The organism is Sulfitobacter profundi (assembly GCF_042661425.1).
Classification (GTDB): domain Bacteria; phylum Pseudomonadota; class Alphaproteobacteria; order Rhodobacterales; family Rhodobacteraceae; genus Sulfitobacter; species Sulfitobacter profundi.
This window is the reverse complement of record NZ_JBHSWA010000001.1, coordinates 186,167-212,514: the sequence shown is the minus strand read 5'-3', so window position 1 is coordinate 212,514 and position 26,348 is coordinate 186,167. Positions and strand designations below refer to the sequence as shown.

The following is a 26,348-nucleotide window of genomic DNA, read 5'->3' as shown; positions in this document are numbered from 1 at the left end:
GGCGGGCAGCCACCCGCGCCGTGCCAAGCTTTAGCGGTTCATTCGGTTGTCGATAAGATCATCCACCACGCTGGGATCCGCCAGTGTCGATGTATCCCCCAAGGCGCCATAATCGTTTTCGGCGATTTTGCGCAGGATGCGGCGCATGATCTTGCCCGAGCGGGTTTTTGGCAGGCCGGGCGCCCATTGAATCAGATCGGGCGAGGCGATGGGGCCAATCTCTTGCCGGACCCAGTTGCGCAGTTCGCTGCGCAGATCATCGGAAGGCTCTTCACCGCTCATCAATGTGACATAGCAATAGATGCCCTGACCTTTGACATCATGCGGGTAGCCGACCACGGCGGCTTCGGCGACTTTGTCATGGGCGACCAGCGCGCTTTCGACCTCGGCGGTGCCCATGCGGTGGCCTGAGACGTTGATCACATCATCGACGCGGCCCGTGATCCAGTAGTCGCCATCGGCATCGCGTTTGCAGCCATCGCCGGTGAAATAGTAGCCGGGATAATCCGCAAAATAGGTTTTCTCGAACCGCTCATGATCGCCCCAGACGGTGCGCATCTGGCCCGGCCAACTGTCCGCGATGCAAAGCACGCCTTCGGCTGGATTGCCCTCAATCTCTTGACCCGAGGTTGGGTCGAGCACCACGGGTTTGATCCCGAAGAACGGTTTCATCGCGGCCCCCGGTTTCATGTCATGCGCGCCGGGCAGGGGGTCATCAGATGACCGCCTGTTTCGGTCTGCCACCAAGTGTCGACAATGGGACAGCGGCCTTGGCCGACGACGTCGTGGTACCAGTTCCACGCCTCGGGATTGATCGGCTCACCCACGGTGCCAAGGATGCGCAGCGACGACAGATCGCTTTTGGTGACGAATTCTTTGCCCTGCCCCATCAGGGCGCGGATTGCTGTGGGGGCAGTGTAGAACTGCGTGACCTTATGCTTCTCGCAGACCTGCCAGAAACGGCTGGCGTCGGGGTAGGTCGGCACCCCTTCGAACATCAACGTGGTCGCGCCATTGGCCAGCGGGCCATAGACGATATAGCTGTGCCCGGTGACCCAGCCCACATCAGCGGTGCACCAATAAACATCGCCATCGTGGTAATCAAAGGTCACCTCATGGGTCAGCGCCGCATAGGTGAGATAGCCGCCGGTGCTATGGACCACACCCTTGGGCTGGCCGGTGGAGCCAGAGGTATAGAGGATGAACAGCGGGTCTTCGGCCCCCACGGCTGTCGGCTCGCAGGTGTCGGCGGCCTGCTCGGCCAGTACGTTGTAATCGCGGTCGCGGGCGTCGTTCCATGCCACATCCCCGCCGGTGCGGCGCACCACGAGGCATTGCACGCTGGCGTCGCACTGCGCCAGCGCCTTGTCGGCATTGGCCTTGAGCGGGGTGGCCTTGCCGCCGCGCGGGGCCTCATCTGCGGTGATTACGACCTTGGCTTCGCAGCCGTTGACGCGGGCGGCCAGCGCATCCGGTGAGAACCCGGCGAAAACGATGGAATGGATCGCGCCGATCCGCGCGCAGGCCAGCATGGCATAGGCGGCTTCGGGGATCATCGGCATGTAGATGATGACGCGGTCGCCTTTGCCCACGCCCAGATCGCGCAGCACATTGGCCATGCGGCAGGTGGCGCTGTGCAATTCGCGGTAGCTGATGTGTTTGGCGGCGTCCTCGGGGCTGTCCGGCTCCCAAATGATCGCGGTCTGATCGCCGCGCGTCTCAAGGTGGCGGTCGATGCAATTGGCGCTGACGTTCAATTCGCCATCCGCGAACCAATTGATGCTGACTGACCCAAGGTCAAAGTTCACATCGCGCACTTGGGTAAAGGGTTTGATCCAGTCGATCCGCTGCGCCTGTTCGCGCCAGAATTCCTCGGTGTCGGTGACCGAGGCGTGGTACATCTTGTCATAGGTCTGCGCATCCACATGGGCGCGGGCGGCCATGTCGGCGGATGGCGGATAGGTCTTTGCGGTGGCGTCGGACATGGTGGTTCCTCCCTTGATGTTCGCATCTTGCCACGGGGCGCAGATCTCACCCGGCTGCCGTGGCCTCCTCCTAAGCTGGATCATAGCGGCCCGTGAAAAGAAGTGAATAAGCAACTGGAATACAAGGGCTTGCCTGTAAAGGTTTTTCCCAATTGGCGGGGTATCTGTAAATTTTCCGATCTGTGCCGGGGAATGACGCGCTTTTTCAATGCCTTGGCAGTCAAACCCTGCCCAACTGTCTTGCGGCTGTCGTATTTGCGCGGCATGACGGGGTTGGCAGGCCTGTCCCCTCGGGGTAGCCTGTGCGCCAATCCGCCCATCCAAGGGGCGGCAACAATGGGAGAGAGACATCATGAAAAACCTGCTGAGCGGTGCCGCCGCCTGTGCGCTGAGCGTTGCCTTTGTCGGCGAAGCTGCCGCGACCGAATGGAACGCCTCCGTCTGGGGCAAGCGCCGCGCCTTCACCGAACATGTCGAAAAGATCGCCGAACTGGTGAGCGAAAAGACCAACGGCGAATTCACCATCAACGTCAGCTACGGCGGCCTGTCCAAGAACCGTGAGAACCTCGACGGTATCTCCATCGGTGCCTTCGAGATGGCCCAGTTCTGCGCCGGCTACCACGCCGACAAGAACCGCGCGATCACCGTGTTGGAACTTCCCTTCCTTGGCGTCAGCAACCTTGAAGAAGAAGTCGCGGTCAGCCGTGCCGTCTATGCGCACCCCGCCGTGGCCAAAGAGATGGCGCAGTGGAACGCGAAGATGCTGATGACCTCGCCCATGCCGCAGTACAACCTTGTCGGCACCGGCGATCCGCGCACCACGTTGGAAGACTTTGACGGCATGCGCGTGCGCGCCACCGGCGGTCTGGGCAAAGCATTCGAAGCCGTGGGCGGTGTGCCGACATCCGTGACCTCTTCGGAAGCCTATAACGCGATGGAATCCGGTGTTGTCGACACTGTGGCCTTCGCCCAGCACGCGCACCTCAGCTTTGGCACGATCAACAAAGCCGATTGGTGGACCGCGAACCTCAACCCCGGCACCGTGAACTGCCCCGTTGTGGTGAACATCGACGCCTATGAGGCGCTGAGCGACGCAGAGCGCGAAGCGCTTGATGGGTCCGTCGATGAGGCGCTGGATCACTACCTTGCCAACTACGGTGAACTGCTTGAGCGGTGGGATTCCGTTCTTGAAGAAAAGGGCGTCGAGAAGGTCGAATTCTCCCCGAGGTGATCGCCGAGTTCAAAGCCAAAGCGGCTGATCCTGCGCGCGAAGCATGGATCAAAGACATGGAAGCCCAAGGCATTCCGGGTCAGGAACTCTATGACCTCGTGATGGAAACGCTGAAAAAAGAACGCGCGTCGAACTAAGCCTTGCGCGCATGACTTAGAGGGCCGTGCGGCAAACCGCGCGGCCCTTTCGACTTTAATGACGTAACAAACAGACTTTCTGAAAAGGAGAGCCGATGGCCGGATCATCCGCCGTGCTGGAGGACAGCAGCCTCCTCAGCCGCCTCGACCGGGGCCTGCTGAAACTGGAGACCTTCTTTGCCCTGATCTCGGGGATTGCCGTTTTCATGTTGATGGTGCTGGCCGTTTGGTCCGTGGGGGGCGCAAGTTCTTTTCCACGCCACTGGCGGGCTATGTCGACTGGATCGAAGCGGCCATGCCGTTCATCGCCATCATGGGCATCGCCTATACCCAACGTATGGGCGGGCATGTGCGCATGGACATTCTGATCGGCCAGCTTAAGGGTCGCGCGCTTTGGGCGGCGGAACTGCTGTCTGTGGTGCTGATCCTGCTTTTGATGCTGGCGCTGACATGGGGCGCTTGGGCGCATTTCGACCGCAGTTTTGATATGGCTGCCCCGATGTGGAGCCGTGACAGCTCGATCGATATCGGCCTGCCAATCTGGCCCAGCAAACTGGTGGTGCCGGTGGCCTTTGCCGTGATCTCTCTGCGGCTTTGCCTGCAGATTTGGGGCTATGGCCGGGCCTTGATACTGGGGCTGGACCGCCCCGTGGCCGTGCCGCTGGTGCAATCGGCGGCAGAACAAGCAATGGCCGAGGCCGAACAACTGGATGGACGTGACTGATGGATCCTATTGAAATCGGCCTTTGGGTCTCGGGCGGCATGCTGCTTATGGTGGTGCTTGGCATGCGGGTGGCCTTTGCCGCCGCCATGGCCGGGCTTATCGGCCTTATCTGGATTTTCTGGGCCAAGAAGGGCATGGAGTGGGACCAGCTTGGCTGGGCGCTGACCGTGGCGATCAAGACCGCGGGGCAGGTGCCGCACTCGAAAGTATCGAGCCAGACACTCTCACTCATCCCGACCTTCATTCTGATTGGCTTTCTGGCCTATTACGCGGGTCTGACCAAAGCGATCTTTGAGGCCGCGAAACGCTGGTTCGCTTGGGTGCCGGGTGGCTTGGCCGTCTCGACCGTATTTGCTACGGCGGGCTTTGCGGCGGTCTCCGGCGCCTCGGTGGCCACGGCTGCGGTTTTCGCGCGGATCGCCATCCCCGAGATGCTCAAGATCGGCTATAACAAGCAATTCGCGGCGGGCGTCGTGGCGGCAGGGGGCACGCTGGCTTCGCTGATCCCGCCCTCGGCGATCTTGGTGATCTATGCGATCATCGTTGAGCAGGACGTGGGCAAGCTGCTGCTCGCAGGCTTTATCCCCGGTGCTTTCTCGGCGGTGGTCTATGCCATCTTGATCATTGGCATCGCCATGATCTGGAAGAACGTCGGCCCGCCGGTGACCGGCTTCACATGGCGTGAACGCTTTGCCGCTTTGCCTGCCGCTCTGCCGATTGTGGCGGTGGTCGTGATCATCATCTTCTTCGTCTACAACCCCTTTGGCGACGCTTGGGGCACCCCGACTGAAGGTGGCGCCGTGGGTGCGTTCATCGTCTTCTGCATGGCGGTTTTCCGTGGGATGCGTCTGGCCGAGTTGAAGGACGCGCTGTTGGAGACAGCCAAGCTGACAGTGATGATCTTCACCATCATCTGGGGCGTGTTGATCTACGTGCGTTTCTTGGGCTTTGCCGATCTGCCGGGTGCCTTTGCCGATTGGATCTCCTCGCTCGAAACCTCTCCGATGATCATCCTGATCTGCATCCTGCTGGCCTATGCGGTATTGGGTATGTTCATGGACGCCATCGGCATGCTGCTTTTGACGCTGCCCGTGGTCTATCCGGCGGTCATGGCGCTCAACGGGGGCGAGTTCGTCTCGGCTGCTGACAGCGCCTTTGGCATGTCGGGGCCAATGTGCGCGATCTGGTTTGGCATTCTGGTGGTGAAAATGGCGGAGTTCTGTCTGATCACCCCGCCCATTGGCCTCAACTGCTTTGTCGTCGCGGGCGTACGCCCTGATCTCAGCGTGCAGGACGTGTTCCGCGGCGTGATGCCCTTCTTCATCGCCGACGCGGTGACCATCGGCTTGCTTGTGGCCTTCCCGCAGATCGTGCTTTGGCTGCCGTCCCTCGCGGGCTAGGCGGCTTTAGCCACCGGGCTTTTCCGCGGCGGGTTCATCCGCCGCGGTTGCCGCCACATCGGGGGCGGATTTATCCAGAAAATGCCCGATCATGTTGAGCGCGGTGACATTCTCGCAAATCACCTTGAAGACCACGAGGAAGGGCACCGCCACGAGCGCGCCTGCAATCCCCCAAAGCCAGCCCCAAAAGACCACGGTGAGGAACACGGCAACGGTGTTCAACTCCAACCGACGCCCCACAAGGTAGGGCGTGATGAACTGCCCCTCGATCCCGGTGAGGATCTGATAGCCGATGGGGGCAAGGATCGCATAGCCGACGCTGTCGAATGTGGCGATGGCATAGGCCCCCACCAGCACCGCGCCGATCACCCCGCCGATATAGGGCAGGAAGTTCAGCAAGAACGCCGCCAAGCCCCAGACATAAGGAACGGGCAGCCCAAGCGCGAAAAGGTAAAGCCCAACAGAGACGCCAAGCCCCGCGTTGATGATGGTGATGGTCAGCAGGTAGCGCGACACGCGGCGCTCAACGTCATAGACCGCCTTTAGCGCGCGCTTCTTGCCGGTGAAGGTCTGGAAGGACTGAACCAGCTTGAGGTAAAACAGATCGCCCGAGGCCAGCAGGAACAGCGCCAGCACAAGGGCGACGGCCACCGTGCCGCCAATCCGCGCGCCGGTGTTCATGGCATTGTCGAGCAGGCCCGGCTGTTTGACCACCACCTCTTCGGGTTTGCTGGCGCCGTTATCTGCGCCGATCTTTTCGACCTGTTCCGTGGCAGAGCGGACATCCTCTACCGTCTTCATCCAGCCTTGCAGCTTGCGCTGTATCTCATTGCCCATCGAGGGGATTTCGTCGGACCACGTGGCCACGGTGCCCGCCGACAGCCCGGCCAGCACAAAGATGATCAGCCCGACAAAGCCAATCAGCAGCACAGCCCCCAGCGGAGGCGAGATGCCGAATTTTTCAAAGGAGCGGATCAGCGGGCTAAGCGTCAGCGCGAGGAGGAAACCAAGCAGGATCGGCAGCAGCAAATCCTTGGCGAAATAGGCAGTCACGAAGAGGGCGATCAGTACCAGCACTTCCAACAGCCGTCTGATCGCGGCGATATCGTTCAATGTATTCCCCCAACATGCCCTGCGCAGATGCTACGAAGCCAACGCGGGACGGGGGAAAAGTTCATTCACGCTGGGCACTTGATGCCGTTATTTCTATGGGCCCACCGTTTGCAGCCGCAAAGCCTGTCCGCCAAGGGCACGAAAGGCGCGTTGGCGGCAAGTCAGGACGATGATCTGCATATCGCTGGCCTGCCGGTGCAACGCGTCGAACATCCGCTCGATCCGGTCGTCATCGGTAAAGACCAGCGCGTCGTCCAAGATCACCGGCGCGATGCGCCCCGCGCGGGCCAGCATCCGCGCAAAGGCCAGCCGTACCAAAAGCGCCACCTGTTCCTGGGTGCCGCCTGAAAGGACATCGATCGGCTCTTCGCGACCTTCGCGGATCAGCGCGTGCGGCAGCAGCGATTCCTCGCCCCATGTCAGCTCAGCATCGGGCCAAAGGAGCTGCAGCAGCGGTTTGAGTTCTTTGACGATGGGGGTGAAGTACCGCTCTCGCGCCTCGTTCCGCGCGTCTTGCAAAGCGCCTTCCAGCCGGATGAGCACCGCAACCTCATGGGCGATCCGCGCGAGGGTCTCTTCGGCGGCCTGCAATTGGTCTTCGGTCTCGGCGAGCCGTTCCTCCACCGCGTCGCCAGAGGCGCGGGTGATGCGTTCGCTGAGCCGGGCCAGCAGGGGACGCAGGCGGGCGACTTCCTCTCGGGCTTGCGCCTCAACCGATTCCGCGCGGGTGAGGGCGGCCCGAAGGCTGGCCGCATCTGGCGCGTCTTTGGCCTTTTCGGCGTGGGACAGGCGTGCGGCCTCCAGCGCGGCGGCGGTGCTGGCGGTTTGGGTGGCAAGCGCGTCTTCCGTGACATCGCCCAGCTTGGCCTGCTGCGCCTCGGCGCGCTGCAACCGGTCACTGAGCGAGGCAAGCTGCGCGTCTTTGACCGCGGCATCGGCCTTGGCATCGGCCAGCGCCTCGGCTGCCGTCTCCCGCGCGATCCGGCACGTCTCATGCCCGGCCTGCGCAGTTTCGAGGGCGTCTTCGGCGCGCGCAAGATCAGGTGCGTCGGAAACCTCCTCCGAGGCCGGAATAGCGGCGAGGGCTTGGTGCAGCGCGTCGATCCCCTCAGGGGCGAGGCTGTTGAGAACGGCCTTGGCCTCTCCCTGACGCGCGGCGGCCTCCACACGGGCCGCGGCGGCGGCGCGAGCCCCGGCCAGATCAGCCGCGCCAATCTGGTCGAGCGCGGCTTGCAGGCTGGCGGCGGCGGTTTCGACTGTGCCGTCCTCTGCGCCCTCCGCGCCGGGGTGGACTTCCAAACTGCCGATACCGTCGATCCGCAGGGTGGTGCTGCGCGGAAGCGGCAGGGGGTGCCCTCCGCCAACGGCCCGCTGTCGCTGTGGATGCTGCCCGATTGGCCGGGGGCGTAGCGGACAATCACTTGGGGGCTGCGGCATCGCGGGCGGCGCGGCTGGCGGAGAGTTCTGCAGAGAGGGTTTCAAGCCGTTGCATCGTGGCGGCGTCCGGGCCGGATTGGGCGGCGGCACCGGCGGTCTCCATCCGGCGGCGGGCCTCTTCGGCCTCTTTGATGCGATCCTCAAGCGCGCGGCGACGGTCTGCGCCGTCCCGCGCGGCACGCGCCCGCAAGGCGTGGCGGTGGTGGTCCTCGGCGGTTTTGAGGGCGGCGCGGGCATCTGTCGCGGCGGCCTCTGCGGTGTCAAGCGTCCCGCGGCGTTCAGATAGGGTGCTGTGGGCGGTTTCTGCCGCTTTGCGGGCTGTGGCTTCGGCGGCGCGGGCGGCCTGTTGCTCGACCTCTCCGGCGCGGTAGCTGTCGAGCCGCGATGTGGCGCTTTCAGCCGTGAGACGCGCGAGGTCCACGGCCCGGTCAAGGGTTTCCAGTTCTTCCGCGTGGCGGGTGGCGGCGTCATGGGCGGTGCGGGCGGCCTCAAGCTTTTGGCGGCGTTCTTCGACCACCTCAGGCGCTTCGAGGTCGGCCAAGGCCCGCCGTGCCCGCTGACGCTCGGCCAAGGCGTCCTGCAACTCTCGCGCGGTGGCGGTCAGTTGGTCGCGCGTGGCCTGTAGCGCCTCCACTTGATCTTGGGCCTCTTTCCACGGTCCGCCGGTGCGCGGGCGTCCGGTGCCGGTGGCATACTGGGCAAGCTCGTCGCGGCATTGTGCCAGCGCCTTGTCCATGCGCCGCCCGCCGGTCATCGCTTCGACCTCGGCCCCGACCGAGGTCATCAGATCGCGCCGCGCCTCCAGCGCCAGTTTCTCCTCTTTGGTCGAGCCACCGGTCAGCGCGGTCATGCCCTGCCGGACCCAGATCAGCCCCGACGGCCCGCCCGCATCCCCGCCCAAAAGCTGCGCGATCCATGCCTCGGCCTCATCCGCCTGTGCGATCAGCCTGCCATCGCGGTGCACGGTGGCAAGGGGCTTTTGGAACCACCGCTTGTGAACGGCAAAGCGCCCCTCGTCGGTTTCGACCTCGATGGTCACCTCCGGCGCACCGCCCGCATGGGGGCGCAGGGCGGCGACCTCTTTATCGCGAGAGCCGAAGGGTTTGAAGAACAGCGCCTGTATCGCGTCGAAAAGCGTGGATTTGCCGTGCTCGTTCGGCTCGCTCAAGACATTGATCCCGTCGCCTATTCCGGTCACTTGCGCGGGGTCGGTGAAGCGGCGGACGTTGTTGAGGGTGATGGCGCGGATCTTCATGCTTTCGCCCCCTGCACATAGGCATGAAGCCGGGCGAGGGCATCGGCGGCCACATCACGCTCGGACTGGGGCAGGGTGTCGGATTGTGCCTCGTTCACCAAGGTATCCGCCGCCATGCGCAGGGCACCGCCGCGGTCGATCTCATCAAGGTCTGCGGCCTCATATTGCGTGCCCAAACCTTCGGTCACCAGTTCGAAATGCGCGAAATCGGGGGCGCAGGCCTCGGCCGCGCGGGCAAGCGCTGCGCGATCGGGAAGGCCCGCCCAGCCCCTGCTTTGACGCGCAGCAGGTGATCCCGGCGGCCCGCAGCGGGCAGCAGGGCCTGCAATGCCGCCGCCGCGTCTTGGCGGGGGTGAAGCGCAAGCTCAGCCTCGGACCAAAGGAAGCTGCCGGTTTCGATCTCATCCACCTTGGGGGCAGCGCCGGGGCCTGCAACCTCAACCGCAAGGCAGACGCCCCGGCGCCCGTGTTTGAAACGATCCTGCTCCGGCGTGCCGCAGTATTGTACCCGGTCTGAAACGGCCATCCGCCCGTGCCAATCGCCAAGGGCGAGGTAGTCCAACCCCGCGCGCTGGTCCCGGTCGGGCGCGATCGCCTCTCCACTGTCGGTGAAATCGGTGACGCCGCCGTGGGCGAGGCCGATGCGCAGATGCCCCTCGGGGCTTTGCATCTTGTCCAAAGGGGCGCTCGGATCGCTGGCGCCCGCGCGAAAGGCCACGGGGCAGGGCAACAGGCTGGCATCCGTGCTGATCTCAACCGGGGCAGCATCCAAGAGAGCGCGCAGATTGGCAGGGGCATCGCGGTGGATCACTTCCCACAGGGGTTCGGCATCGCGCAGATTGTCGTGGTTGCCGGGCAGGATCCACCATGTCACCTCTGCCGCCTCGCCCATGGCGGTCAAGGCCTGCCGCAGCACAGCGGCCGAAGGTGTCGCAGTGTCGAATGTATCGCCCGCCAAGAGCACATGCGCCGCCCCGTGATCCCGCGCGGCTTGGGCCAGTTTAGCGATGGCCCCATGCCGCGCTTCCATCAGACGCCCCCGGATGTTGCCATCCGCCGCTTGCGGGATATTGGCGAACTTGCGCCCGATGTGCAGGTCAGACGCGTGGATGAAGCGGAATGTCATGCGGTGGTCCTGAATAGCTTTGGGAAAGGGGCGCGCGGGCGGAAATGAGAAAAAGGGCGATGGCTGATCGGCTGCGCGGCCCGTGGGGCATGGTAGGCGCAGCGGCTCCATTCATCGCAAACTCAGCGCAGAGTGCAAGACGTTGCAAAATCTGCGCGAGGTTCTGGTTCCGCAGGGATTGCGGGCTACATATGCGTGACGCGCGGTTGAGACGCAGCGGCGCCGCCGCCCAGACCTAAAAATTCCGAGATACGATGAAATCTAGAGCAGCCTCCGAAAGCCTCCCTGCCGTAGCGGGCCAAGCCAGGGCAGCCGCGAGACACGGCGCTGCAACCGTCCTTGCCTGACACCTCAAATCAAGATTGAATGCGCGGCTGAGACTGCTGACCCGCACGTTCCAATAGATAAGAAGATCAACACACGATGACCCATGACTTTGAAAGAATCCTCCAGGCCGCGCCGTCGCCCTTCGTGTTGTTGGACAGTGAGCTTCGGGTGGTCTGGGCGAATGATGCCTACCTACAGGTGACTGATCGCCAGTTAGAGCGGCTTATCGGGAAGGACTTGTTCGAGGAATTTCCATCTGACCCCGAAAGCGAGTCGGGCCGCATGCTGCGCGCGTCTTTCGCGCGGGTGTTCCGCGATGGCACCACCGATCACCTGCCGGTCATCCCCTATCCAATCGCCAGTGCCGAGGGCAAGACCGAAGACCGTTATTGGAGCGCGACCCATACGCCGATCCTAGGTGCGGATGGCGAGGTTGAGTTCATTTTGCAGCACACGCAGGACATCACCGAAGTCTATACCGCCGAAGCCCCGGGTGAGGCGCGCGCAGGCCCGGCCCAAGCTGCCGTGCTGCGCCGTGCCCATGAGGTGACGCAGCAGAATCTGGAACTCGATACCGGGATCAGACTTTTCAAGCTGATCTTTGAACAGGCGCCGAATTTCATGGTCACCCTCATGGGGCCGAACCACGTCTTTCGCACGGTCAACGCCGCCTATTTACGGATGATTGGCAAGCGCGATCTTATTGGCAAACCCGCGCGCGAGGCTTTGCCCGAAATCGCGGGGCAAGGCTTTTTCGAAATGCTGGACGAGGTCTATCGCACCGGCGAGGCCGTGAGCCAACAGGGGGCCGAGGCATGGGTGCAACGCAGCCCCGGAGGTCCGACTGAACGGGTCGTCGTCGATTTCGTGTTTCAACCGCTCGACAACGTGCGGGGAGAAACCATCGGCATTGTGATCCAAGGCAATGACGTCACCGCGCATAAGCTTGCCGAAACCAAGCTGCGCGAGGCGGAGGAACGGTTCCGCACCATGGCCCATACCATGCCGGTCCATGTCTGGACCGCCACCGCCGATGGGCGTTTGGATTGGGTCAGCGATCAGATATATGCCTTTTCGGGCGCGGCGCCGGGCAGTCTGGTCGGGGATGCTTGGCCCGCGATCATTCACCCCGAGGACCGCGCCGAGGCGATAGCCACTTGGGCCGAGGCGGTGGAAACCGGGGCGGTCTACGAGAGCGAATTTCGCCTGCGACGGGCCGATGGTGCCTATTGCTGGCACTTGGTGCGAGCCGTGCCGACCAGAGATGACCAAGGCGCGCTGATGCGCTGGGTCGGCACGAATTCCGAAATCCACGAGCAGAAAGAACTGTCCCGCCAACTGGCCGATCTGAACACGACTTTGGAAGAGCGTGTCGAGAAACGCAACCGTGAGTTGGAAGAGCTTCACGACCGGTTGGCCCAAAGCCAGCGGGTCGAGGCGGTCGGCAATCTTGCTGGCGGCGTTGCCCATGATTTCAACAACCTGCTGCAGGTGATGACAGGCAGCCTGACCATGGCCGCGCGCGAAATTGCAGCCGATTCCCCGGCGCGGGTGCGGATCGACGCGGCCATGCGGGCGGTGGAGCGCGGCGCGTCCCTATCCTCGCAACTGCTTGCGTTCAGCCGCCGTCAGCCATTGCAGCCGCGCTCAATCGACCTGCGCGATCTGTTCAGTGATATCGACGACATCATGCGCAGCGCCTTGGGCGAGGGGATGGAGGTCGAACTCGACACGCCCGATGCCCTGTGGCCAGCCTATGTCGATGCGGCAAGCACCCAGAACGCCGTGCTAAACCTCGTCATCAACGCGCGCGACGCGATGGAGGGGCGCGGCAAGTTGAAAATCGCGGTCGAAAACCGGCATATCGGCCCCGAAGAGTTGCTGGGTGAGCCTGACATGGTGGCGGGCGACTATCTTGAGGTCAAAGTCATCGACCACGGGCCCGGCATCCCGGCGGATACGCTGGCCAAAGTGTTCGATCCGTTTTTTACCACCAAACCGGTGGGCAAAGGCACCGGGCTTGGGCTCTCCACCGTTTATGGCTTCGCGCGGCAATCGGGCGGGCGGGCCACCATCGCCAGCCATCCCGGCGCGGGCACGACGGTGACGCTTTTGCTGCCGCGCGCCGAGACGGCGGCGGAGCCTTTGCAATGGCATGACCCCTCAGACATCGCGGGCGGGAACGAGACCGTTCTGCTGGTCGAAGACGACGCCGAGGTGCGCGACGCCACCGCCGCCTTGCTGTCGGATCTGGGCTACCGCGTACGCACCGCAGAAGACCCCGCCACCGCCCTCAAAGCCGCGCGGCAAGCGCCGGAATTCGATCTGTTGGTCTCGGACGTGGTCATGCCCGGAGAACTGAGCAGCCGCGACATGGCCGAAACCCTTCAGGCCGAGCGGCCCGACCTGCCGATCCTCTTCATCTCGGGCTATTCGCGCGATGCGATCGTGCGCGATGGCCGGGTGGATGCCGGGGTGCAGTTCCTCGCCAAACCCTTCACCAAAGACGCTTTGGCGATCAAAGTCCGCGACGCGCTGTCCTCGGCTCCCGCTGCAAAAACAAAGGCTGACGCAGTCCAAGAGCAGCCAGACCGGCCCCGTCATGTTCTGCTCTGCGAAGACGACGCGCTGATACGGCTCGATCTGGCGGATATCCTCAGCGGGCTGGGCACCGAGGTCACCGAAACCGCGTCGGGGCAGGAGACATTGGACAGGCTGCAAGCCGGGCAATTCGACGCGCTGCTGATCGACGTGGGCCTGCCGGATATTTCGGGCGAGGAGGTCGCCACCCGCGTGCGGGCGCAGCATCCCGATATGCCCATCATCTTTGCCACCGGCCAAGCGGAAGTGCCCTCCGCCGCGGCTTTGGGTCGCTGCGCCGTGGTTCAGAAACCTTTCGGTGACCGCGATCTGGAACGTGCGTTTGCAAGCTTGGGCATTCTGTCACAGACGGAAACGGCCACAGCGTTTTGACGGAGCGTTGCGACCTTTGCGACATCGTGGCGCGCGGGACGTTGCTATTGCAGGCAAACAAGGTTTGAAAGGGGGTATTCGACCCGGCCAACGGCGCCCGCCTTGTGGATGTTCCGCCCGCTGTGTTGGGCTGGACTTTCTCGGCCGAAGCGGCTTGGAAATCAACGGAGGTTACCCACCGCCCCAACCGAGCGAGTTTTGGGCTTGGCCAACAAGAAGACCCGCCGTGGTACGCAATCCTGTGAAGTGGTCCCAGAAAATCGGACAGTCGGCTAAGGTGTATCCAACCCTTTTGGAAGGATACGAACATGGCAAAGCGCCGGAACTTTACAGATCAGTTTAAGGCCAAGGTGGCGTTGGAAGTGCTGCTGGGCGACAAGACCGTGCAAGAGATTGCCGCGAAGCATCAGCTGCACCCGAACCAGGTCAGCACGTGGAAGCGGCAGGCCATCGACGGCATGGCGGACGTGTTCTCGGGCGGCAGCCAGAGCGGCCCAACCGAGGCAGATGTGAAGGAGCTACATGCCAAAATTGGGAGGTTGGCCGTTGAGAACGATTTTTTGTCGAAAGGGCTCAAAAGGTGAGCCCTTTCAAGAAACGGTCGATGATTCAGCGCGACCATCCTAGGCTGAGCGTCAGCCAGCAATGCAAGCTGGTGAACCTGAGCCGGTCGGGGTTCTACTACACGCCGGTCGGGATTGATGCAGCGACGCTGGAAATGATGAAAGCGATTGATCGGGTGTTCACCAAATATCCGTTCTTTGGGTCACGCCAGTTCGCGGCATATCTGCGCCGGGAGAGCATCATCGTGGGACGCCACCGCGTGCGACGTCTGATGGCAAAGATGGGCTTGGAGGCAATCTATAAACGCCCCAGAACCAGCCAGCCACACCCACAGCATCCGGTCTATCCTAATTTGCTGAGGAAGATGGTGATCGACCGCCCCAACCAGGTCTGGTGCGCCGACATCACCTTCGTGCCAGTCAAGAATGGCTTCCTGTATTTGGTGGCGATTATGGACTGGGCAACCCGGAAGGTGCTGAGCTGGCGGCTCAGCAATACGATGCATGCCAACTTTTGCGTCGAGGCTTTGAAGGAGGCAATCGCCAAACACGGCCCGCCAGAGATCATGAATACGGATCAAGGATCGCAGTTCACCGGATCGGCCTGGACCACCACGCTGAAAGACGCCGGGGTCTGCATCTCGATGGACGGGCGCGGCCGATACCTCCGACAACATCTTCATCGAACGCCTCTGGCGGTCACTGAAGCAGGAAGCCGTCTACCTTGAGGAAATCCAAGATGGGTTCCAAGCTCGCAGGGTGATTAGCAACTGGATGAGATTTTACAACACCGAGCGGCCCCATTCCGCGCTTGATCGGCTGACGCCCGACGATGCATATTGGGATAGCGTGCGACGAGCGAAAACAGCATGAAACCTAAACACGATACACCTTAGAGAAGCTGCAAACCTGTCCGAAAAGATGGGACCACTTCAATGATCACCATGACGAACCCCGACACCCCCGAAGACTTCAAACAGGGCCTGCTTGGCATGAACGTGAGGGCTGCGGGAGCTACAAGCGAGCTTATGAAAGCGCAACTGGCGAGAGTTTTCTCTTGGCCTATGGCGGCTATGCATATGATACGGTGCTGTTCGCGGCGGAGGCGATCAACCGCGCTGGTTTGGCCGACCGTTAGGCGGTTGAAATTCGAAGATAACGATCTGGTCACAGTGGACTGATCACCTGCGATGAACGGACGGGCAGGTCCGATAGGATTTTTCCCTGCTTCCTTGCCCCCTAGGGGATCGGCAAATAAACCGGGGGAACCATGCTGCAGTTTATTCTCGATACGCTGATCACGCTGTTCAACATTGGCTGACAATGGGCTATCGACGGGACGCCGACTGGCCAGAGTATTTCAAGTACAAAGGGTTTGATCTTTGTCGGTTCGAAGTCGGGACTGAAAGATTTTACTGTCAACCCCTCCGTAAATGTGGTGCACAAAGGCGATGCGTTATAGATGCGACAACATCCGCATTGAGTGGTGTGCTGTGAAGGTAGCCAGAAAGAAAGCAGGCGATTTGAAAATACATCGAGTATTCCGCGTTCTCGGTGGGGGCCGTATTCGAGGGGGCTCACCTTTTAAGGTTGTAATTCGTGGAAATAGAAAAATACTTAAGAAAGGGAGGTATGATGATGGCCCCAGAGCGTGCTAAGTCTCAGAGAGTTTTCTTGTCAGGTGACCATAGTCAATACCATGGCGGAAGCGCAGCAGTGATTTCAGCAATAAGGCGAATGTTGCCCGATGTCACGTTTGCAGAAACGGGGGCCCCTTTGACACTCTCATTGTAAATGGCGAGGGATCTATGCACCATGATTCCGCCCATTTTGTTGCAAAGATGGAGCAGCTAGCAGCTGCCCAAATGCTTGGAAAAAACCTGTTTGGTGAATGCAGTCTGGCAGGAAAATAGTGGAAGGTTCGATGATGTTCTAAGAAATCTTGACGTGTTGACGTTGCGCGGTCCGGCCAGTGCTGCCGATATGTTTGAGCGACATGGCGTGGCTGCGTTCCACCATGCGGACTTGTCATTATTTGCCCCTATTGAGCCACGCGAGCCCGTCGTTGATTTCGGTGGCGCAACAGTTGTCACTGATTTTTTCAACAAGGACTTTGGCGGCTTCGTCAGAAGCACGTCGGGGCCATTTTCAAAGCTCCCCTATTTCAATCTTGCAGATTATGATTGGTCGGACGCGATTGCGACTTTGGCAACAGCAGGTGCGGTCCTGACGGGGCGTCATCACGTGATGTTCGCTGCGGTTCGTGCTCGTGTACCATTCATACTCATGGATGCTAATACACACAAATTGGCGGACCTCTTAGATGCCGCATCCGCAAAGCTTCCCGTTTGTAAGACACAAAGTGAAGCGGTGATTGCATTGAATAGAATTAAGACAAACCGTATCATTTACGATCGACTTTTTGATTGGGCTGAAAAACAAACCCCACCAAAATTACTTACCCAAACGCCGCCACAGCAACCGGCCAGTGTTTTGCCAGTGCATGAGCGCTTGAAGGACGCACGCTTACACTTACAGTTTAACCGCCCCCGAATTGCAATGGATGTAATCGCTGACCTTCTTGAAGAAGGGGGCGTTGTTCCAGATGCGCAATTGATTGCCGTGTCGCAGGCAAGCGGCGAAGGCTGGCGGGCTGCTCAACTTGTTGCTGACAGAATCGTATCAAGTGTTTCGCCGTTGCGTTGGCTTTCATCGATTGGCCGTTTTGGAGCCGATGCTGCGGGATGGGACAGATTGATCCCCGACAGCAAAGCTCCAATTTGGTGGCAGTCGGCCGTCGAGTTATTTCGCAATCTGAAAAGCCCTGAGGTTCTCGTCAATGAGGAGCAGATTCTGAACGTTCTGAGTTTAACCAATACCGCAGTTGAATATGAAGCGGCTCGGTTGGCAATGGAAGAAAGAGCCTCAAAGCTGTGGAGGATGGACGTTGCGGGTATCCTCAACAAACATGTCCACAAAGAGGAACTTCCAATGGCGTATGTCGAACATGTCTCAGCGATTTTTCCAGCGCGGTTTCATTTGTTTGGCGATGCAGAAATGAACGCTGCCCGTGAGCAGTTGGTAAATCCAGAGTTGGTTTGTCAAATTCGAATTTCGTACCTAGTCGAATATCTAAGGCGCAGTTCGAGCGATAAAAAACAATTATTGCGTGACGCGACTAGTGCATTGGACAGAGTGGTAGGCGCGAGACATCTGTTGCAAGTACGTGTGGCCGCAGTCGCATTGGCTGTGGAAGACAACGAAGCGGCGGCGAAAGCTTTGTCTAAAGCTGCTATTCCACAAAGCATTATTCAACAGTGTCTGGTGGTATCAAATTTCGCGAATAAATTGGTTTCCCCGGCACTCGCCGGTCTTGCTGGAGTAGACGCTACCGATCTAGGTTTTTCACGGAGGGTTGGCACGCAGAAAAACCGCATCGCGGTTGTTGGAAATGGACCTCTTTCTTCAGATATATCACCAGATGAAATTGATGATCATGATCTCATAATAAGGATTAATGATTTTCTTCTCGGTGAAGCGTGGGGCAATAATGTTGATTATCACGTTACAGTTTTGACGGGCATGATCGGTTTTGGACAAGCAAACCTATCCAGAGTTCGGTTTGGAACGCTTATTAGAAAAGCTGACCTACCTTTCCAATTAACCAACTGGAAACCTACTGCGCAGATTCTAGAATTCGGTCACAAAGTCGGTTTTTTGCCAAGGCTTTCCCGTGCTTCTCTTCAAAAGCGTATTGGGACGGAGGTAAGCACTGGTCTAGCCATCTTGTCAGAAATCGCTCATTTGCGCCAAAGTATGGCGGGGGTTTCAGTCTTTGGCATGCCACTTTTGTGCGGCGATACTGATAGGAGGCGCGTACAAAGCAGCGTTTCTCATTCCCGCCATTTTTGGGAGAGTGAGGCATTGGAATTCAAGCGACTAAGAGCTAAATGACCCTATGTGCTTCCCCGTGTGTATACATGATTAAGAGTAGTGCGTTTTTACTAACCAACCCGAGTGCCTGTTTCTGGCTATTCTGGCTTATTGTTGTAGTTGGAAGCTTGAAGTATTGGCAGATAACGAAGGTCGCAGATCGCAGGGATTTATTAAGTGCCAGATACGCTAAAATATAATTTGCATCAAAATGCCCGCCTCTCCGTGGCTACCAATGGTAATCCCCCCGGATCTTAAGGGGATGCGGAAGTATAATTTTCTCGGCAGGATGAACGAGGAGATCAGACGCTTCGATCGGCGGGCGGGCGCGCGTGTCCCCTATTTTTCAGCCCGCACAGCTCTTAATCGATCCGGTGCGGAGCAGGGGTCCTATACAGAGATCGCAGAGGCGATCCGGATGATCAGTAAGGCTGCGCGGGCAGATCTGCATGAGCTTTGGGCGCGAATGGCCTTCAACGTCCTGGTCACCAACACGGATGATCACCTGAAGAACCACGGCTTCATCTATGCCGACAACGGCCTTTGGCGGCTCTCTCCGTTCTTTGATGTGAACCCACAAGCGGGACGCCATCGCTATCTCGAGACGGCGATCATAGAAGGAGGGCCATTTAAGGCATCGCTCGATCTTGCGGTGGCCGCTGCGGAGTTCTTCGATCTATCGGAGCACGAGGCGCGCAAAAGGGCGCGCGCGATGGCATCAGTCATCGCCAACCGGTGGAAACCTCTCATGCGGCAATTCGGTGTTGGTGGAGAAGATCTGAATGCCCTCGCAGACGCCTTTGAACACAGCGAGGCAGAGAAGGCTCTTAGCCTTTGATCAACGCCGATCTCTCGGCGGAAGCATCACGGTATCGGGCGTTTCTGAGCCTCGAAGCGCTACGTTCGCTTTGAGCCCAAATTGACCGATGCTGCATTTTGCGCGAACTTCCGCTCTGCGAATGGCGCTACGCTCACAGGTCACGCCCTTGCTTGGGTTTCGGGGGTGTTGGGAAGCAGATCCAACTCGATCCAAAACGTTGAGCCCTTTCCTTCGAAAGACTTGAACCCTATCTCTCCGCCCAGCAAGTCAATTAACTGTTTTGTAATGCTCAAACCCAAGCCACTGCTCTGTGTGGCTCCGGTGGTGCCCGGGTTGACCTGATGAAAGGGGAGAAGATGGCAGTTTGCGCGGCGATGGGGATTCCGATCCCGTTGTCGGTGACCTCGATCCGCGCCTTCTGGCCCATCTTTTTCAATCTAATTTTCACGACGTCCCCTGAGTCGTAAATTTTGTAGCGTTGGAAATCAGGTTGGCCAGAACCTGGCTGACACGGGCGCTGTCTGTCAGTGTTTTCAGCTTCTCGTTCGGCGTTTCTACGAGATAGCTGACGTTATGTTTATCACCGTAAGCTTGGCACCCTTCGACTGCCGAAGACACAACTGCATTGAGATCGACAGGTTTGAGGTCTGCTTTAACTTTCCCCTCTGCCAAAGCCTGCGCATCCAAAATATCATTGACCAGTGCCAGAAGTCGGTCTCCATTACGAGACGCGACATCAATCAGCTTCAGTGTGACCTCATCCTTCATCGTATCTGCAACGCGGCGCTTCAATAAAGCGAGGCCGCCGATGATTGAAGTCAGAGGCGTCCTTAGCTCGTGGCTGACGATGCTCATGAAATTCATTTTCATCCGGGCAGCCGATGTTGCTTCCTCAGCGAGTTGGCGCATCTCGTTTTCGGCATCTTTGGATGCTCTTAGTTCAAGCATAAGCGAAAAGACGAATATCCCCAGAAGGCCCAGAATTGTCGCGCTGAGATAGGCCACGGTATCTGAAAGGGTGAGGAGGCCGGATCTGAACTCTCCCATGGCCTGAGATTTTGCCTGCGAGAGCGTCACAAGAAACTTCCTGATCGAGAGATCAAAACCTTCCAGTTCAAACAGAATGGCTTCAACCGTCTCACTGCGATCGACACCGGTGAGGCTATCCGTGTTGAGGCCTTGGATCACCGGCTCCAAGCGTATGAAGGTGGCCTCAAGATCCGAGACGACGTCGCTATCAACTTGAAAGCTTTCGATAAGCTGCGGCAGATCTCCCCTCTGGAGAATATTAATGCGGCTCCATGCGATTTCAAACCGCAAGACCACATCTATCGCTGTTTTAGACCCGAGTGCATACTCGCCGAGGGCATTCTCGAGCCGTAGCACTTCAAACTGCAATTGTGAGGCAACCCACAGTGGGTCACTCTGCTCAGCAGTTTGAATTTTCTGGACCCCGTCGTCCAGCTTGGCAACTACCGTGATCCCAAAAATTACTGCGCCGATAAACAATAAAAGGAGCAAGCCGCGAATAAATTTCCTGTAAGGAATTAGTCGACGGAGATGCTCTTTAACTGCCATACCAACCTATCATTGTAGATGTCGTCATGAAGTTCCGGGTTGCCGTCCATTGGGTAGATAACCCAAATCGGTCCTTTGTCACGAACCGGCATTGTTTCCCCGTTAAGCAAAACCGCCAGAATGACGTCATACGCAAAAGCATCCGCAGCCGGCACTTCCGAGGAAAAGTCGTTGAGCGCGACCATTTTCAGGGTCGCATCTTGAGCAACATCCATCTCTTTCAGAACTGAGCGCAGGCTCGGCCCTTGGAAGGTGGTCGCTTCGTTAACGTAGTCGTTTTTCGTCACAACAGTTGTCTGGGGCATCGCGAGAATTTTTTCGAGGGTGAAGCTCTCCGTTCGATCCGCCGTCGCAACCGTTAGGATGTCCTGCGCGTAGCTTAAGGTTGGAGCCGCAAGCAACAAAGCAAATAGACCGGTGAAAAAAGTTCTCATAATCAGCATCATTCAATCCCGGTTGTATTGGTCAGTGCAGTCCCATCCTAACGAGACTTCATGTCAATATTTTGTCGGCCTTCAAAAGCTGCGGTTGGCGCAGCCGCAGCGAATTGGCGCTATGTCCGCTCTGGCGACCTTGGTGCTCGTTGCAGTTAACGTCTTCTTCGAGCCCAAACTGACCGTTTGTGGGGCGGAGTTCTTCGCAGTTGCGGCATAAGCTGCGCCGCCAAGAGCGGCCCATTGCTGCCATTCGGGTCTTAGAGATTTGCTGCGCAACAGCATCCAGAAAGCCGACGTTCCTCCGCTGGTGGCAATCGTTCTGATCCTTCGGAATCCGTTCTGGGCAATCTTCCAAAGTTTGCGGCACTTTCAAACGCTGAAAACACCTTTCCTTCAGGTCCCGTAAAGTGCGGGTCAATCTGCCTTGGCCACAGCTCCATCTGACAGCACGTTGAGGAGTGGGCATTCCGGTGCATCCGAACCGCTGCACTTCGCAATCGTTTCTGCCAAGATTGCCTCGATGCTTTGCAGATCCCTTATCTTCGCCCGCACGACATTGAGGTGATCCCGCCCACGTTTCTCGACTTCGCCGCAGGTATGGCTGCCGCGATCGACCATGCTGAGCAGCCCTCGGATTTCTTCCATGGTAAAACCCAGTTCTCGCGCTCGCATGATAAAGCTCAGCCGCTCAACATGCGCAGTTCCGTAACGGCGGTGCCCGGCGGGACTGCGCGGTGGGTCCGGCATCAAGCCGACACCCTCATAATAGCGGATGGTCTCAAGGTTGCAGCCGGTCAACTTCGCAAGATCGGAACGCTTTAAGGCGCTCGCAAATCCGTGATCGCTCGACATGAAGTTTCTCCTTGATCCTGTAGTTGCTACAGACCCTACCTTGCCTGTCATGACGGAGGCAACCATGAGCACCGCGATGACAGATCACACTCCTGCGACACCGACCGAGCATGATGATCGTTCTGGCTGGCTGGCCACCGGCGCCGGTGTGTTCGGAGCATTGGCCATGTCATCTTGCTGTATTCTGCCGTTGGTATTGGTCAGCTCTGGCGTCACCGGAGTCTTCATCGGTCAACTTACCGCGCTCTATGCCTACAAATGGGTGACCTTCAGCCTCGCAACGCTCGCGCTCGCATATGGGTTTTGGAAAGCCTATCGCCCGGTGCCGAAGGAAGCTTGCACGGACGGCATCTGTGCGCGCCCGGTCGACCGCGGGGTGATGCGGCGGTTGCTTTGGGGCGCTTTGATTGTCGTGCTTCTGGCGCTCGCCTTTCCAATAGTCTCGCCCCTTCTTTTGACATTCTGACCATGAGGTCTCCTATGAAACTGCTCGTCTCCACCGCTGTGCTTATCCTCTCTGCCAGCCCAACACTGGCCGCAGAAGCAACCACTCGCATTGCCGTTGAGGGGCTCAATTGCCCCTCTTGCAGCTATATCGTCGCTACTGCCATGAAGCGCGTGGACAGCGTCGAAGTGCAGGAGTTTATCGCAGGCGAGGCGGAAAATGGCCTCTATGTTCTGCGCTATGATGATGCGCTGACAGACCCGCAGGCCATTGTCGCCGCTGTGACGGCCGTCGGATATCGCGCTGCCTTGAATGCGGAGAACGGATCGTGAGCGGCGTGGAGGGTTCCGACACCCAGAGTGGCCTGCTCAAGTTCGGACTCATTGGCACGGTCATCGTCGCCCTTTGCTGTTTCACGCCAGTGCTGGTGATCCTGTTCGGCGCTGTTGGCCTGTCGGCGCTGCTGGGCTGGCTTGATTACGTGCTGTTGCCAGCGCTCGCCATCTTCATCGGCATCACAATTTACGCGCTTTGGAAGTGCCGCGATTCAGAGAGATCATCATGAAAGACACTAAATCCCCCCAGAGGAAATCTTATGACCTTGCCGTGATCGGCGCCGGTTCCGCGGGTTTCTCTGCCGCCATCACTGCGGCTGAGACCGGCGCGCGGGTGGCGCTCATCGGCGCGGGCACCATTGGCGGCACCTGTGTCAACGTGGGCTGCGTGCCGTCCAAGGCGTTGATCCGCGCGGTTGAGAGTTTGCATCATACGCTTGCTGCGGCTCGGTTTGATGGGATAGAGGCCGAGGCCCGCGTGTTCCACTGGGCGGCGACTGTCGCGCAAAAGCAGGCGCTGGTCGAAAAATTACGTGCGGCGAAATATGCAGATGTTCTACCCCGGCATGAGAATGTCGATTACGTCGAAGGCCGCGCGACATTCGATGACGATGGCAGGTTGACGGTCGATGGCAGTCTCTTCCCGGCAGCAAAGGTCGTCATTGCCACCGGCTCCCGCCCCCATGTGCCTGCAATCCCGGGAATCGAGGACGTCGACACCCTCGACAGCACAACAGCACTGGAACTGAGCGCTCTTCCGGCATCCATGATTGTGCTTGGGGCGGGATATATCGGCGTGGAGCTGGCGCAGCTTTTTGCGCGAGCCGGTGTTGCCGTGACGCTGGTCAGCCGCCGAGGCGTCTTGCCGGAGGCAGAACCGGAAGTGTCAGAGGCGCTGGCAGGTTACTTGGGCGATGAGGGCATCCGTGTGGTCCGCGCTAATGGCTATGACCGCATTTCGAACGGTGACAACCATATCACGCTGCATCTCTCGGATGGCCAAGCACTGACATCGGAACGGCTCGTGCTCGCAACCGGCCGTGTGCCAAACAGTGACGGGCTGAACCTCCCGGCTGCTGGAGTTGCAGTGGATGCGCGGGACGGCATTCAGACCGATCCTCAAATGCGCACCGGCAATCAAAATATCTGGGCGGCGGGCGATGTCACGGGCCGTGACCAGTTTGTCTATATGGCCGCCTATGGCGCCAAGATCGCGGCGCGCAATGCGGTGGCGGGTGAGGCCCGCAGCTATGACAATGCCACCATGCCTTGGGTCGTCTTTTCCGATCCGCAGGTGGCAGGCGTTGGGTTCAGCGAAGCGCAGGCCCGCGCTGCTGGTCATGAAGTGCTGACCTCCGTTCTGCCGCTGGATGCCGTGCCGCGGGCCTTGGGGGCCCGCGATACGCGTGGCCTCATCAAGCTGGTGGCCGAAGCGGGAAGCAAACGGCTGCTCGGCGCACAGATCATGGCACCGGAAGGGGCCGACAGCATCCAGACCGCAGCGATGGCGCTGAAGGCCGGGCTGACCTACGAAGAGCTTGGCGACACGATCATGCCTTATCTGACCACCGTCGAGGGTTTGAAACTGGCGGCCCAGACTTTCGAGAAGGACGTTGCTGCCCTGTCTTGTTGCGCGGGGTAAAGACATGGCAGATCCCTCCACCCACGATTGGCTAAACACCCGGCTTGGCAGCCTGCTCGCGTGGGGCCTTCCCATCGGCGCGATGCTTCTGGCGGTCCCGCTCGCCGACGGCCCCAAAACCGCAATCTGGGTCATCGCCCTTGCTTGGATGGGCGTCGCCTGCCTGCGCAATGCCCGGCGCTGTGGCCGGGCGCATTGCCGCTACACCGGGCCGTTCCTGCTGGCCATGACGCTGCCGGTGCTGGCTTATGGTGTAGGCGCGCTGCCACTGGGCAGCGACGGTTGGCGCTGGCTTGGGCTCACGATCGGCGTCGGCGCGACCGGGATCTGGTGGCTCAGTGAACGAAAACTCGGCCGATATCGTTGAACTTGGAACAAAAGCCTTCCTAACTCTCGCCTGCAAGGACACTTCATGACCGAAACACTTGATCTGATCGTCATCGGCGCCGGCATGGCCGGGATCAACGCCGCGAAAAAAGCAGCCGGGGCTGGATGGTCCGTCGCCATTGTGGACGAACTGCCCTACGGCGGCACCTGTGCGCTGCGCGGCTGCGACCCGAAGAAAATGCTACGGGCCGGAGCTGAAGCGATCGACGCAGCTCGTTTACTAAAGGGTAAGGGCGTTGCAGGTGACACGCGGATCGACTGGCCAGCGCTCATGGAACACAAAGAAAGCTTCACCGATCCGGTGCCGGAGAACATGGAAGACGGGTTGAAGCAAGCTGGCGTGAAGACGCTGCATGGGTCGGCGCGCTTTACCGCAGAGGATCGACTCGGAATCGAAGGCCATGGGGAGTTCACCTTCAAGCATGCCTTGATCGCAACAGGCGCCAAACCGCGACCTCTGGGCTTTCCCGGTGCCGATCGGCTCATCGACAGCACCGAGTTTCTGAACCTGCCGAACCTGCCCGAACGCATCGTATTCGTGGGTGGTGGATACATCTCTTTTGAGTTTGCCCATATTGCTGCCCGAGCAGGTGCCGAGGTCACCATTCTTGATCATGGCAAGCAGCAGCTGAAAATGTTCGACCCCGATCTTGTCGATATGCTGCTGGAGCGGAGCCGTGCTGTCGGAATTGAGATCATCGCCAATGCCGCGCCCGACCGAATCGACTCTGCGGGTGACATGGAGCGCGTCACCTATAGCGTCGATGGCAAATCACATGTCAAAGAGGCCGACCTTGTTGTCCATGGCGCGGGTCGCGTGCCTGCCGTCGATTGCTTAGATCTAAGCGCTGCGGGCATTGAGGCTGAGCATGGCGGCGTCAAAGTCGAAGAGTGGCTACAGTCCACATCCAACCCTCGCGTATATGCCGCTGGTGATGCCGCGGCCTCCCCGGGGAAACCTTTGACCCCGGTGGCTGTTTTCGAAGGCAAGATTGCCACATCGAACATGCTGAAAAACAAACAAACCGCACCTGATTACACCGGCGTCCCCAGCGTGGCGTTCACCATTCCAGAACTCGCCCGGGTCGGCATGTTGGAGGAAGAAGCGCGTGAGACTGGTGATGTGGAGGTATCATTCGCAGATACATCCAACTGGTTCTCTCAGAAACGATTGGGAGAGACCCATGCAGGTGCCAAAATCATCTCTGATGAGAATGGTAAAATCTTGGGCGCGCATATGTTTGGTCCGGACTACGCGGAACTCATCAATATCTTTTCGCTGGCAATCAAACTGGGGCTTACGGTTGACCAGGTAAAGACGATGCCGGCAGCCTATCCCACGGGGGCGTCGGATATCGGTTCCATGTTTTAGGAACGCAAGAGTTCAGAGAATTGCCAAACTGTGCGTTATTGAGCATGAGCTGGGCTGACCTCCGGTCAGCAAACGGAGGCCATGATCGGAAAGTTCAATTGCGCTTGGCGAGCGTCTGCTTTTGGTGCCTCCGTCAGCTTTCTTGCGACCGCAGCGAAGGTCTGGTTTTCGGCGCTTTTCTCCAAGAGGTCTTCTCAACTGAATCGGAAACTGTGCGTCCGCAGCGAACGGCTGCAAAGTCCGCTGTGCGAACCTTGACGTGTAGTGCGGCAAACG

General features: G+C 59.4%; 19 protein-coding genes and 5 pseudogenes. 13 read left to right on the top strand and 11 right to left on the bottom strand.

Annotated features, from left to right (window positions below; genetic code table 11):
- Positions 1-30: 30 nt before the first annotated feature.
- Positions 31-1,985, bottom strand: a pseudogene (gene acs, locus ACFQAU_RS01135) (acetate--CoA ligase).
- A 352-nt stretch (positions 1,986-2,337) separates the two neighbouring features.
- On the opposite strand from acs, the pseudogene ACFQAU_RS01130 reads away from it, so the two are divergent.
- The 3 genes and pseudogenes from ACFQAU_RS01130 (at position 2,338) to ACFQAU_RS01120 (ending at position 5,477) form a co-directional block, all read left to right on the top strand.
- A pseudogene (locus ACFQAU_RS01130) lies at positions 2,338-3,353 on the top strand (C4-dicarboxylate TRAP transporter substrate-binding protein).
- A 95-nt stretch (positions 3,354-3,448) separates the two neighbouring features.
- Positions 3,449-4,077: pseudogene (locus ACFQAU_RS01125) on the top strand (TRAP transporter small permease subunit).
- Positions 4,077-5,477 carry a TRAP transporter large permease gene (locus tag ACFQAU_RS01120; RefSeq protein ID WP_120350717.1) on the top strand — a complete coding sequence of 467 codons (1,401 nt, stop codon included), beginning with the start codon at positions 4,077-4,079 and terminating at the stop codon, positions 5,475-5,477. The pseudogene ACFQAU_RS01125 and the gene ACFQAU_RS01120 overlap by 1 nt, the downstream one beginning before the upstream one ends.
- Positions 5,478-5,483: 6 nt before the next feature.
- Here ACFQAU_RS01120 and ACFQAU_RS01115 read toward each other — a convergent pair whose 3' ends face one another.
- The 5 genes from ACFQAU_RS01115 to ACFQAU_RS01095 all read right to left on the bottom strand — a co-directional run bounded on the left by ACFQAU_RS01115 (position 5,484) and on the right by ACFQAU_RS01095 (position 10,408).
- Positions 5,484-6,590 carry an AI-2E family transporter gene (locus ACFQAU_RS01115; RefSeq protein WP_082849525.1) on the bottom strand — a complete coding sequence of 369 codons (1,107 nt, stop codon included), beginning with the start codon at positions 6,588-6,590 and terminating at the stop codon, positions 5,484-5,486.
- Between the two features lie 93 nt (positions 6,591-6,683).
- On the bottom strand, positions 6,684-7,889 hold the full coding sequence (locus ACFQAU_RS01110) for an ATP-binding protein (RefSeq protein ID WP_386279951.1): 1,206 nt from the start codon (positions 7,887-7,889) through the stop codon (positions 6,684-6,686).
- Between the two features lie 118 nt (positions 7,890-8,007).
- On the bottom strand, positions 8,008-9,282 hold the full coding sequence (locus tag ACFQAU_RS01105; RefSeq protein WP_386279947.1) for an AAA family ATPase: 1,275 nt from the start codon (positions 9,280-9,282) through the stop codon (positions 8,008-8,010).
- Complete coding sequence (locus tag ACFQAU_RS01100) at positions 9,279-9,470, bottom strand: hypothetical protein (protein ID WP_386279944.1); 192 nt, start codon at positions 9,468-9,470, stop codon at positions 9,279-9,281. Before ACFQAU_RS01100 ends, ACFQAU_RS01105 begins: the two co-directional genes overlap by 4 nt.
- Complete coding sequence (locus ACFQAU_RS01095; protein WP_386279940.1) at positions 9,467-10,408, bottom strand: metallophosphoesterase family protein; 942 nt, start codon at positions 10,406-10,408, stop codon at positions 9,467-9,469. The genes ACFQAU_RS01100 and ACFQAU_RS01095 overlap by 4 nt, the downstream gene beginning before the upstream one ends.
- Before the next feature lie 423 nt (positions 10,409-10,831).
- Between ACFQAU_RS01095 and ACFQAU_RS01090 the strand changes: the two genes are divergently transcribed.
- From ACFQAU_RS01090 to ACFQAU_RS01075, 4 genes and pseudogenes are all read left to right on the top strand, one after another.
- A complete protein-coding gene (locus ACFQAU_RS01090) occupies positions 10,832-13,708 on the top strand; it encodes a hybrid sensor histidine kinase/response regulator (protein WP_132446773.1) in 2,877 nt (958 codons plus the stop codon).
- Between the two features lie 308 nt (positions 13,709-14,016).
- A pseudogene (locus ACFQAU_RS01085) lies at positions 14,017-15,144 on the top strand (IS3 family transposase).
- A gap of 996 nt (positions 15,145-16,140) precedes the next feature.
- Positions 16,141-18,225: a hypothetical protein gene (locus ACFQAU_RS01080; protein WP_386279935.1), complete on the top strand. Its 2,085-nt coding sequence runs from the start codon at positions 16,141-16,143 to the stop codon at positions 18,223-18,225.
- A gap of 241 nt (positions 18,226-18,466) precedes the next feature.
- Positions 18,467-19,042 (top strand): type II toxin-antitoxin system HipA family toxin, encoded by a 576-nt coding sequence (locus ACFQAU_RS01075; RefSeq protein WP_165935620.1) that lies wholly within the window; start codon positions 18,467-18,469, stop codon positions 19,040-19,042.
- A gap of 140 nt (positions 19,043-19,182) precedes the next feature.
- On the opposite strand, the pseudogene ACFQAU_RS01070 reads toward ACFQAU_RS01075, so the two are convergent.
- The 5 genes and pseudogenes from ACFQAU_RS01070 to ACFQAU_RS01050 form a co-directional block, all read right to left on the bottom strand.
- Positions 19,183-19,451: pseudogene (locus tag ACFQAU_RS01070) on the bottom strand (ATP-binding protein).
- Positions 19,452-19,468: 17 nt separating this feature from the next.
- Positions 19,469-20,602: a sensor histidine kinase gene (locus ACFQAU_RS01065; RefSeq protein WP_386279930.1), complete on the bottom strand. Its 1,134-nt coding sequence runs from the start codon at positions 20,600-20,602 to the stop codon at positions 19,469-19,471.
- The gene (locus tag ACFQAU_RS01060) at positions 20,572-21,048 is read right to left on the bottom strand and encodes a putative pterin-binding protein (protein ID WP_240791678.1); all 477 of its coding nucleotides are present in this window, start codon (positions 21,046-21,048) and stop codon (positions 20,572-20,574) included. The genes ACFQAU_RS01065 and ACFQAU_RS01060 overlap by 31 nt, the downstream gene beginning before the upstream one ends.
- A 46-nt stretch (positions 21,049-21,094) precedes the next feature.
- A complete protein-coding gene (locus tag ACFQAU_RS01055) occupies positions 21,095-21,457 on the bottom strand; it encodes a hypothetical protein (RefSeq protein ID WP_132446785.1) in 363 nt (120 codons plus the stop codon).
- Positions 21,454-21,891 carry a MerR family transcriptional regulator gene (locus ACFQAU_RS01050; RefSeq protein WP_120350722.1) on the bottom strand — a complete coding sequence of 146 codons (438 nt, stop codon included), beginning with the start codon at positions 21,889-21,891 and terminating at the stop codon, positions 21,454-21,456. Before ACFQAU_RS01050 ends, ACFQAU_RS01055 begins: the two co-directional genes overlap by 4 nt.
- Positions 21,892-21,955: 64 nt before the next feature.
- Here ACFQAU_RS01050 and ACFQAU_RS01045 point away from each other — a divergent pair, with 64 nt between their 5' ends.
- The 6 genes from ACFQAU_RS01045 to ACFQAU_RS01020 are packed head-to-tail and all read left to right on the top strand — an operon-like array spanning position 21,956 to position 26,072.
- Complete coding sequence (locus tag ACFQAU_RS01045; RefSeq protein ID WP_240791679.1) at positions 21,956-22,357, top strand: mercuric transporter MerT family protein; 402 nt, start codon at positions 21,956-21,958, stop codon at positions 22,355-22,357.
- Between the two features lie 14 nt (positions 22,358-22,371).
- Entirely contained in the window at positions 22,372-22,668 is a 297-nt protein-coding gene (locus ACFQAU_RS01040; protein WP_132446787.1) for a heavy-metal-associated domain-containing protein, read from the top strand.
- Positions 22,665-22,901 (top strand): mercury resistance system transport protein MerF, encoded by a 237-nt coding sequence (merF, locus tag ACFQAU_RS01035; protein ID WP_240791680.1) that lies wholly within the window; start codon positions 22,665-22,667, stop codon positions 22,899-22,901. Before ACFQAU_RS01040 ends, merF begins: the two co-directional genes overlap by 4 nt.
- Positions 22,898-24,313, top strand: a complete 1,416-nt coding sequence (gene merA / locus ACFQAU_RS01030) for a mercury(II) reductase (RefSeq protein ID WP_132446791.1) — start codon at positions 22,898-22,900, stop codon at positions 24,311-24,313. Before merF ends, merA begins: the two co-directional genes overlap by 4 nt.
- A gap of 4 nt (positions 24,314-24,317) precedes the next feature.
- The gene (locus tag ACFQAU_RS01025; protein ID WP_132446793.1) at positions 24,318-24,680 is read left to right on the top strand and encodes a hypothetical protein; all 363 of its coding nucleotides are present in this window, start codon (positions 24,318-24,320) and stop codon (positions 24,678-24,680) included.
- Between the two features lie 45 nt (positions 24,681-24,725).
- Entirely contained in the window at positions 24,726-26,072 is a 1,347-nt protein-coding gene (locus ACFQAU_RS01020) for a dihydrolipoyl dehydrogenase family protein (RefSeq protein WP_132446795.1), read from the top strand.
- The last annotated feature ends 276 nt before the right edge of the window (positions 26,073-26,348 follow it).

Bases quoted from the DNA above. Each gene is read 5' to 3' on its own strand.
- ACFQAU_RS01060 (WP_240791678.1), bottom strand. From the start codon at position 21,048: ATGATGCTGATTATGAGAACTTTTTTCACCGGTCTATTTGCTTTGTTG.
- ACFQAU_RS01105 (WP_386279947.1), bottom strand. From the start codon at position 9,282: ATGAAGATCCGCGCCATCACCCTCAACAACGTCCGCCGCTTCACCGAC.
- ACFQAU_RS01120 (WP_120350717.1), top strand. From the start codon at position 4,077: ATGGATCCTATTGAAATCGGCCTTTGGGTCTCGGGCGGCATGCTGCTT.
- ACFQAU_RS01095 (WP_386279940.1), bottom strand. From the start codon at position 10,408: ATGACATTCCGCTTCATCCACGCGTCTGACCTGCACATCGGGCGCAAG.
- ACFQAU_RS01090 (WP_132446773.1), top strand. From the start codon at position 10,832: ATGACCCATGACTTTGAAAGAATCCTCCAGGCCGCGCCGTCGCCCTTC.
- ACFQAU_RS01045 (WP_240791679.1), top strand. From the start codon at position 21,956: ATGAGCACCGCGATGACAGATCACACTCCTGCGACACCGACCGAGCAT.
- ACFQAU_RS01050 (WP_120350722.1), bottom strand. From the start codon at position 21,891: ATGTCGAGCGATCACGGATTTGCGAGCGCCTTAAAGCGTTCCGATCTT.
- ACFQAU_RS01040 (WP_132446787.1), top strand. From the start codon at position 22,372: ATGAAACTGCTCGTCTCCACCGCTGTGCTTATCCTCTCTGCCAGCCCA.
- ACFQAU_RS01075 (WP_165935620.1), top strand. From the start codon at position 18,467: ATGCGGAAGTATAATTTTCTCGGCAGGATGAACGAGGAGATCAGACGC.
- ACFQAU_RS01065 (WP_386279930.1), bottom strand. From the start codon at position 20,602: ATGGCAGTTAAAGAGCATCTCCGTCGACTAATTCCTTACAGGAAATTT.
- merA (WP_132446791.1), top strand. From the start codon at position 22,898: ATGAAAGACACTAAATCCCCCCAGAGGAAATCTTATGACCTTGCCGTG.
- ACFQAU_RS01020 (WP_132446795.1), top strand. From the start codon at position 24,726: ATGACCGAAACACTTGATCTGATCGTCATCGGCGCCGGCATGGCCGGG.
- ACFQAU_RS01025 (WP_132446793.1), top strand. From the start codon at position 24,318: ATGGCAGATCCCTCCACCCACGATTGGCTAAACACCCGGCTTGGCAGC.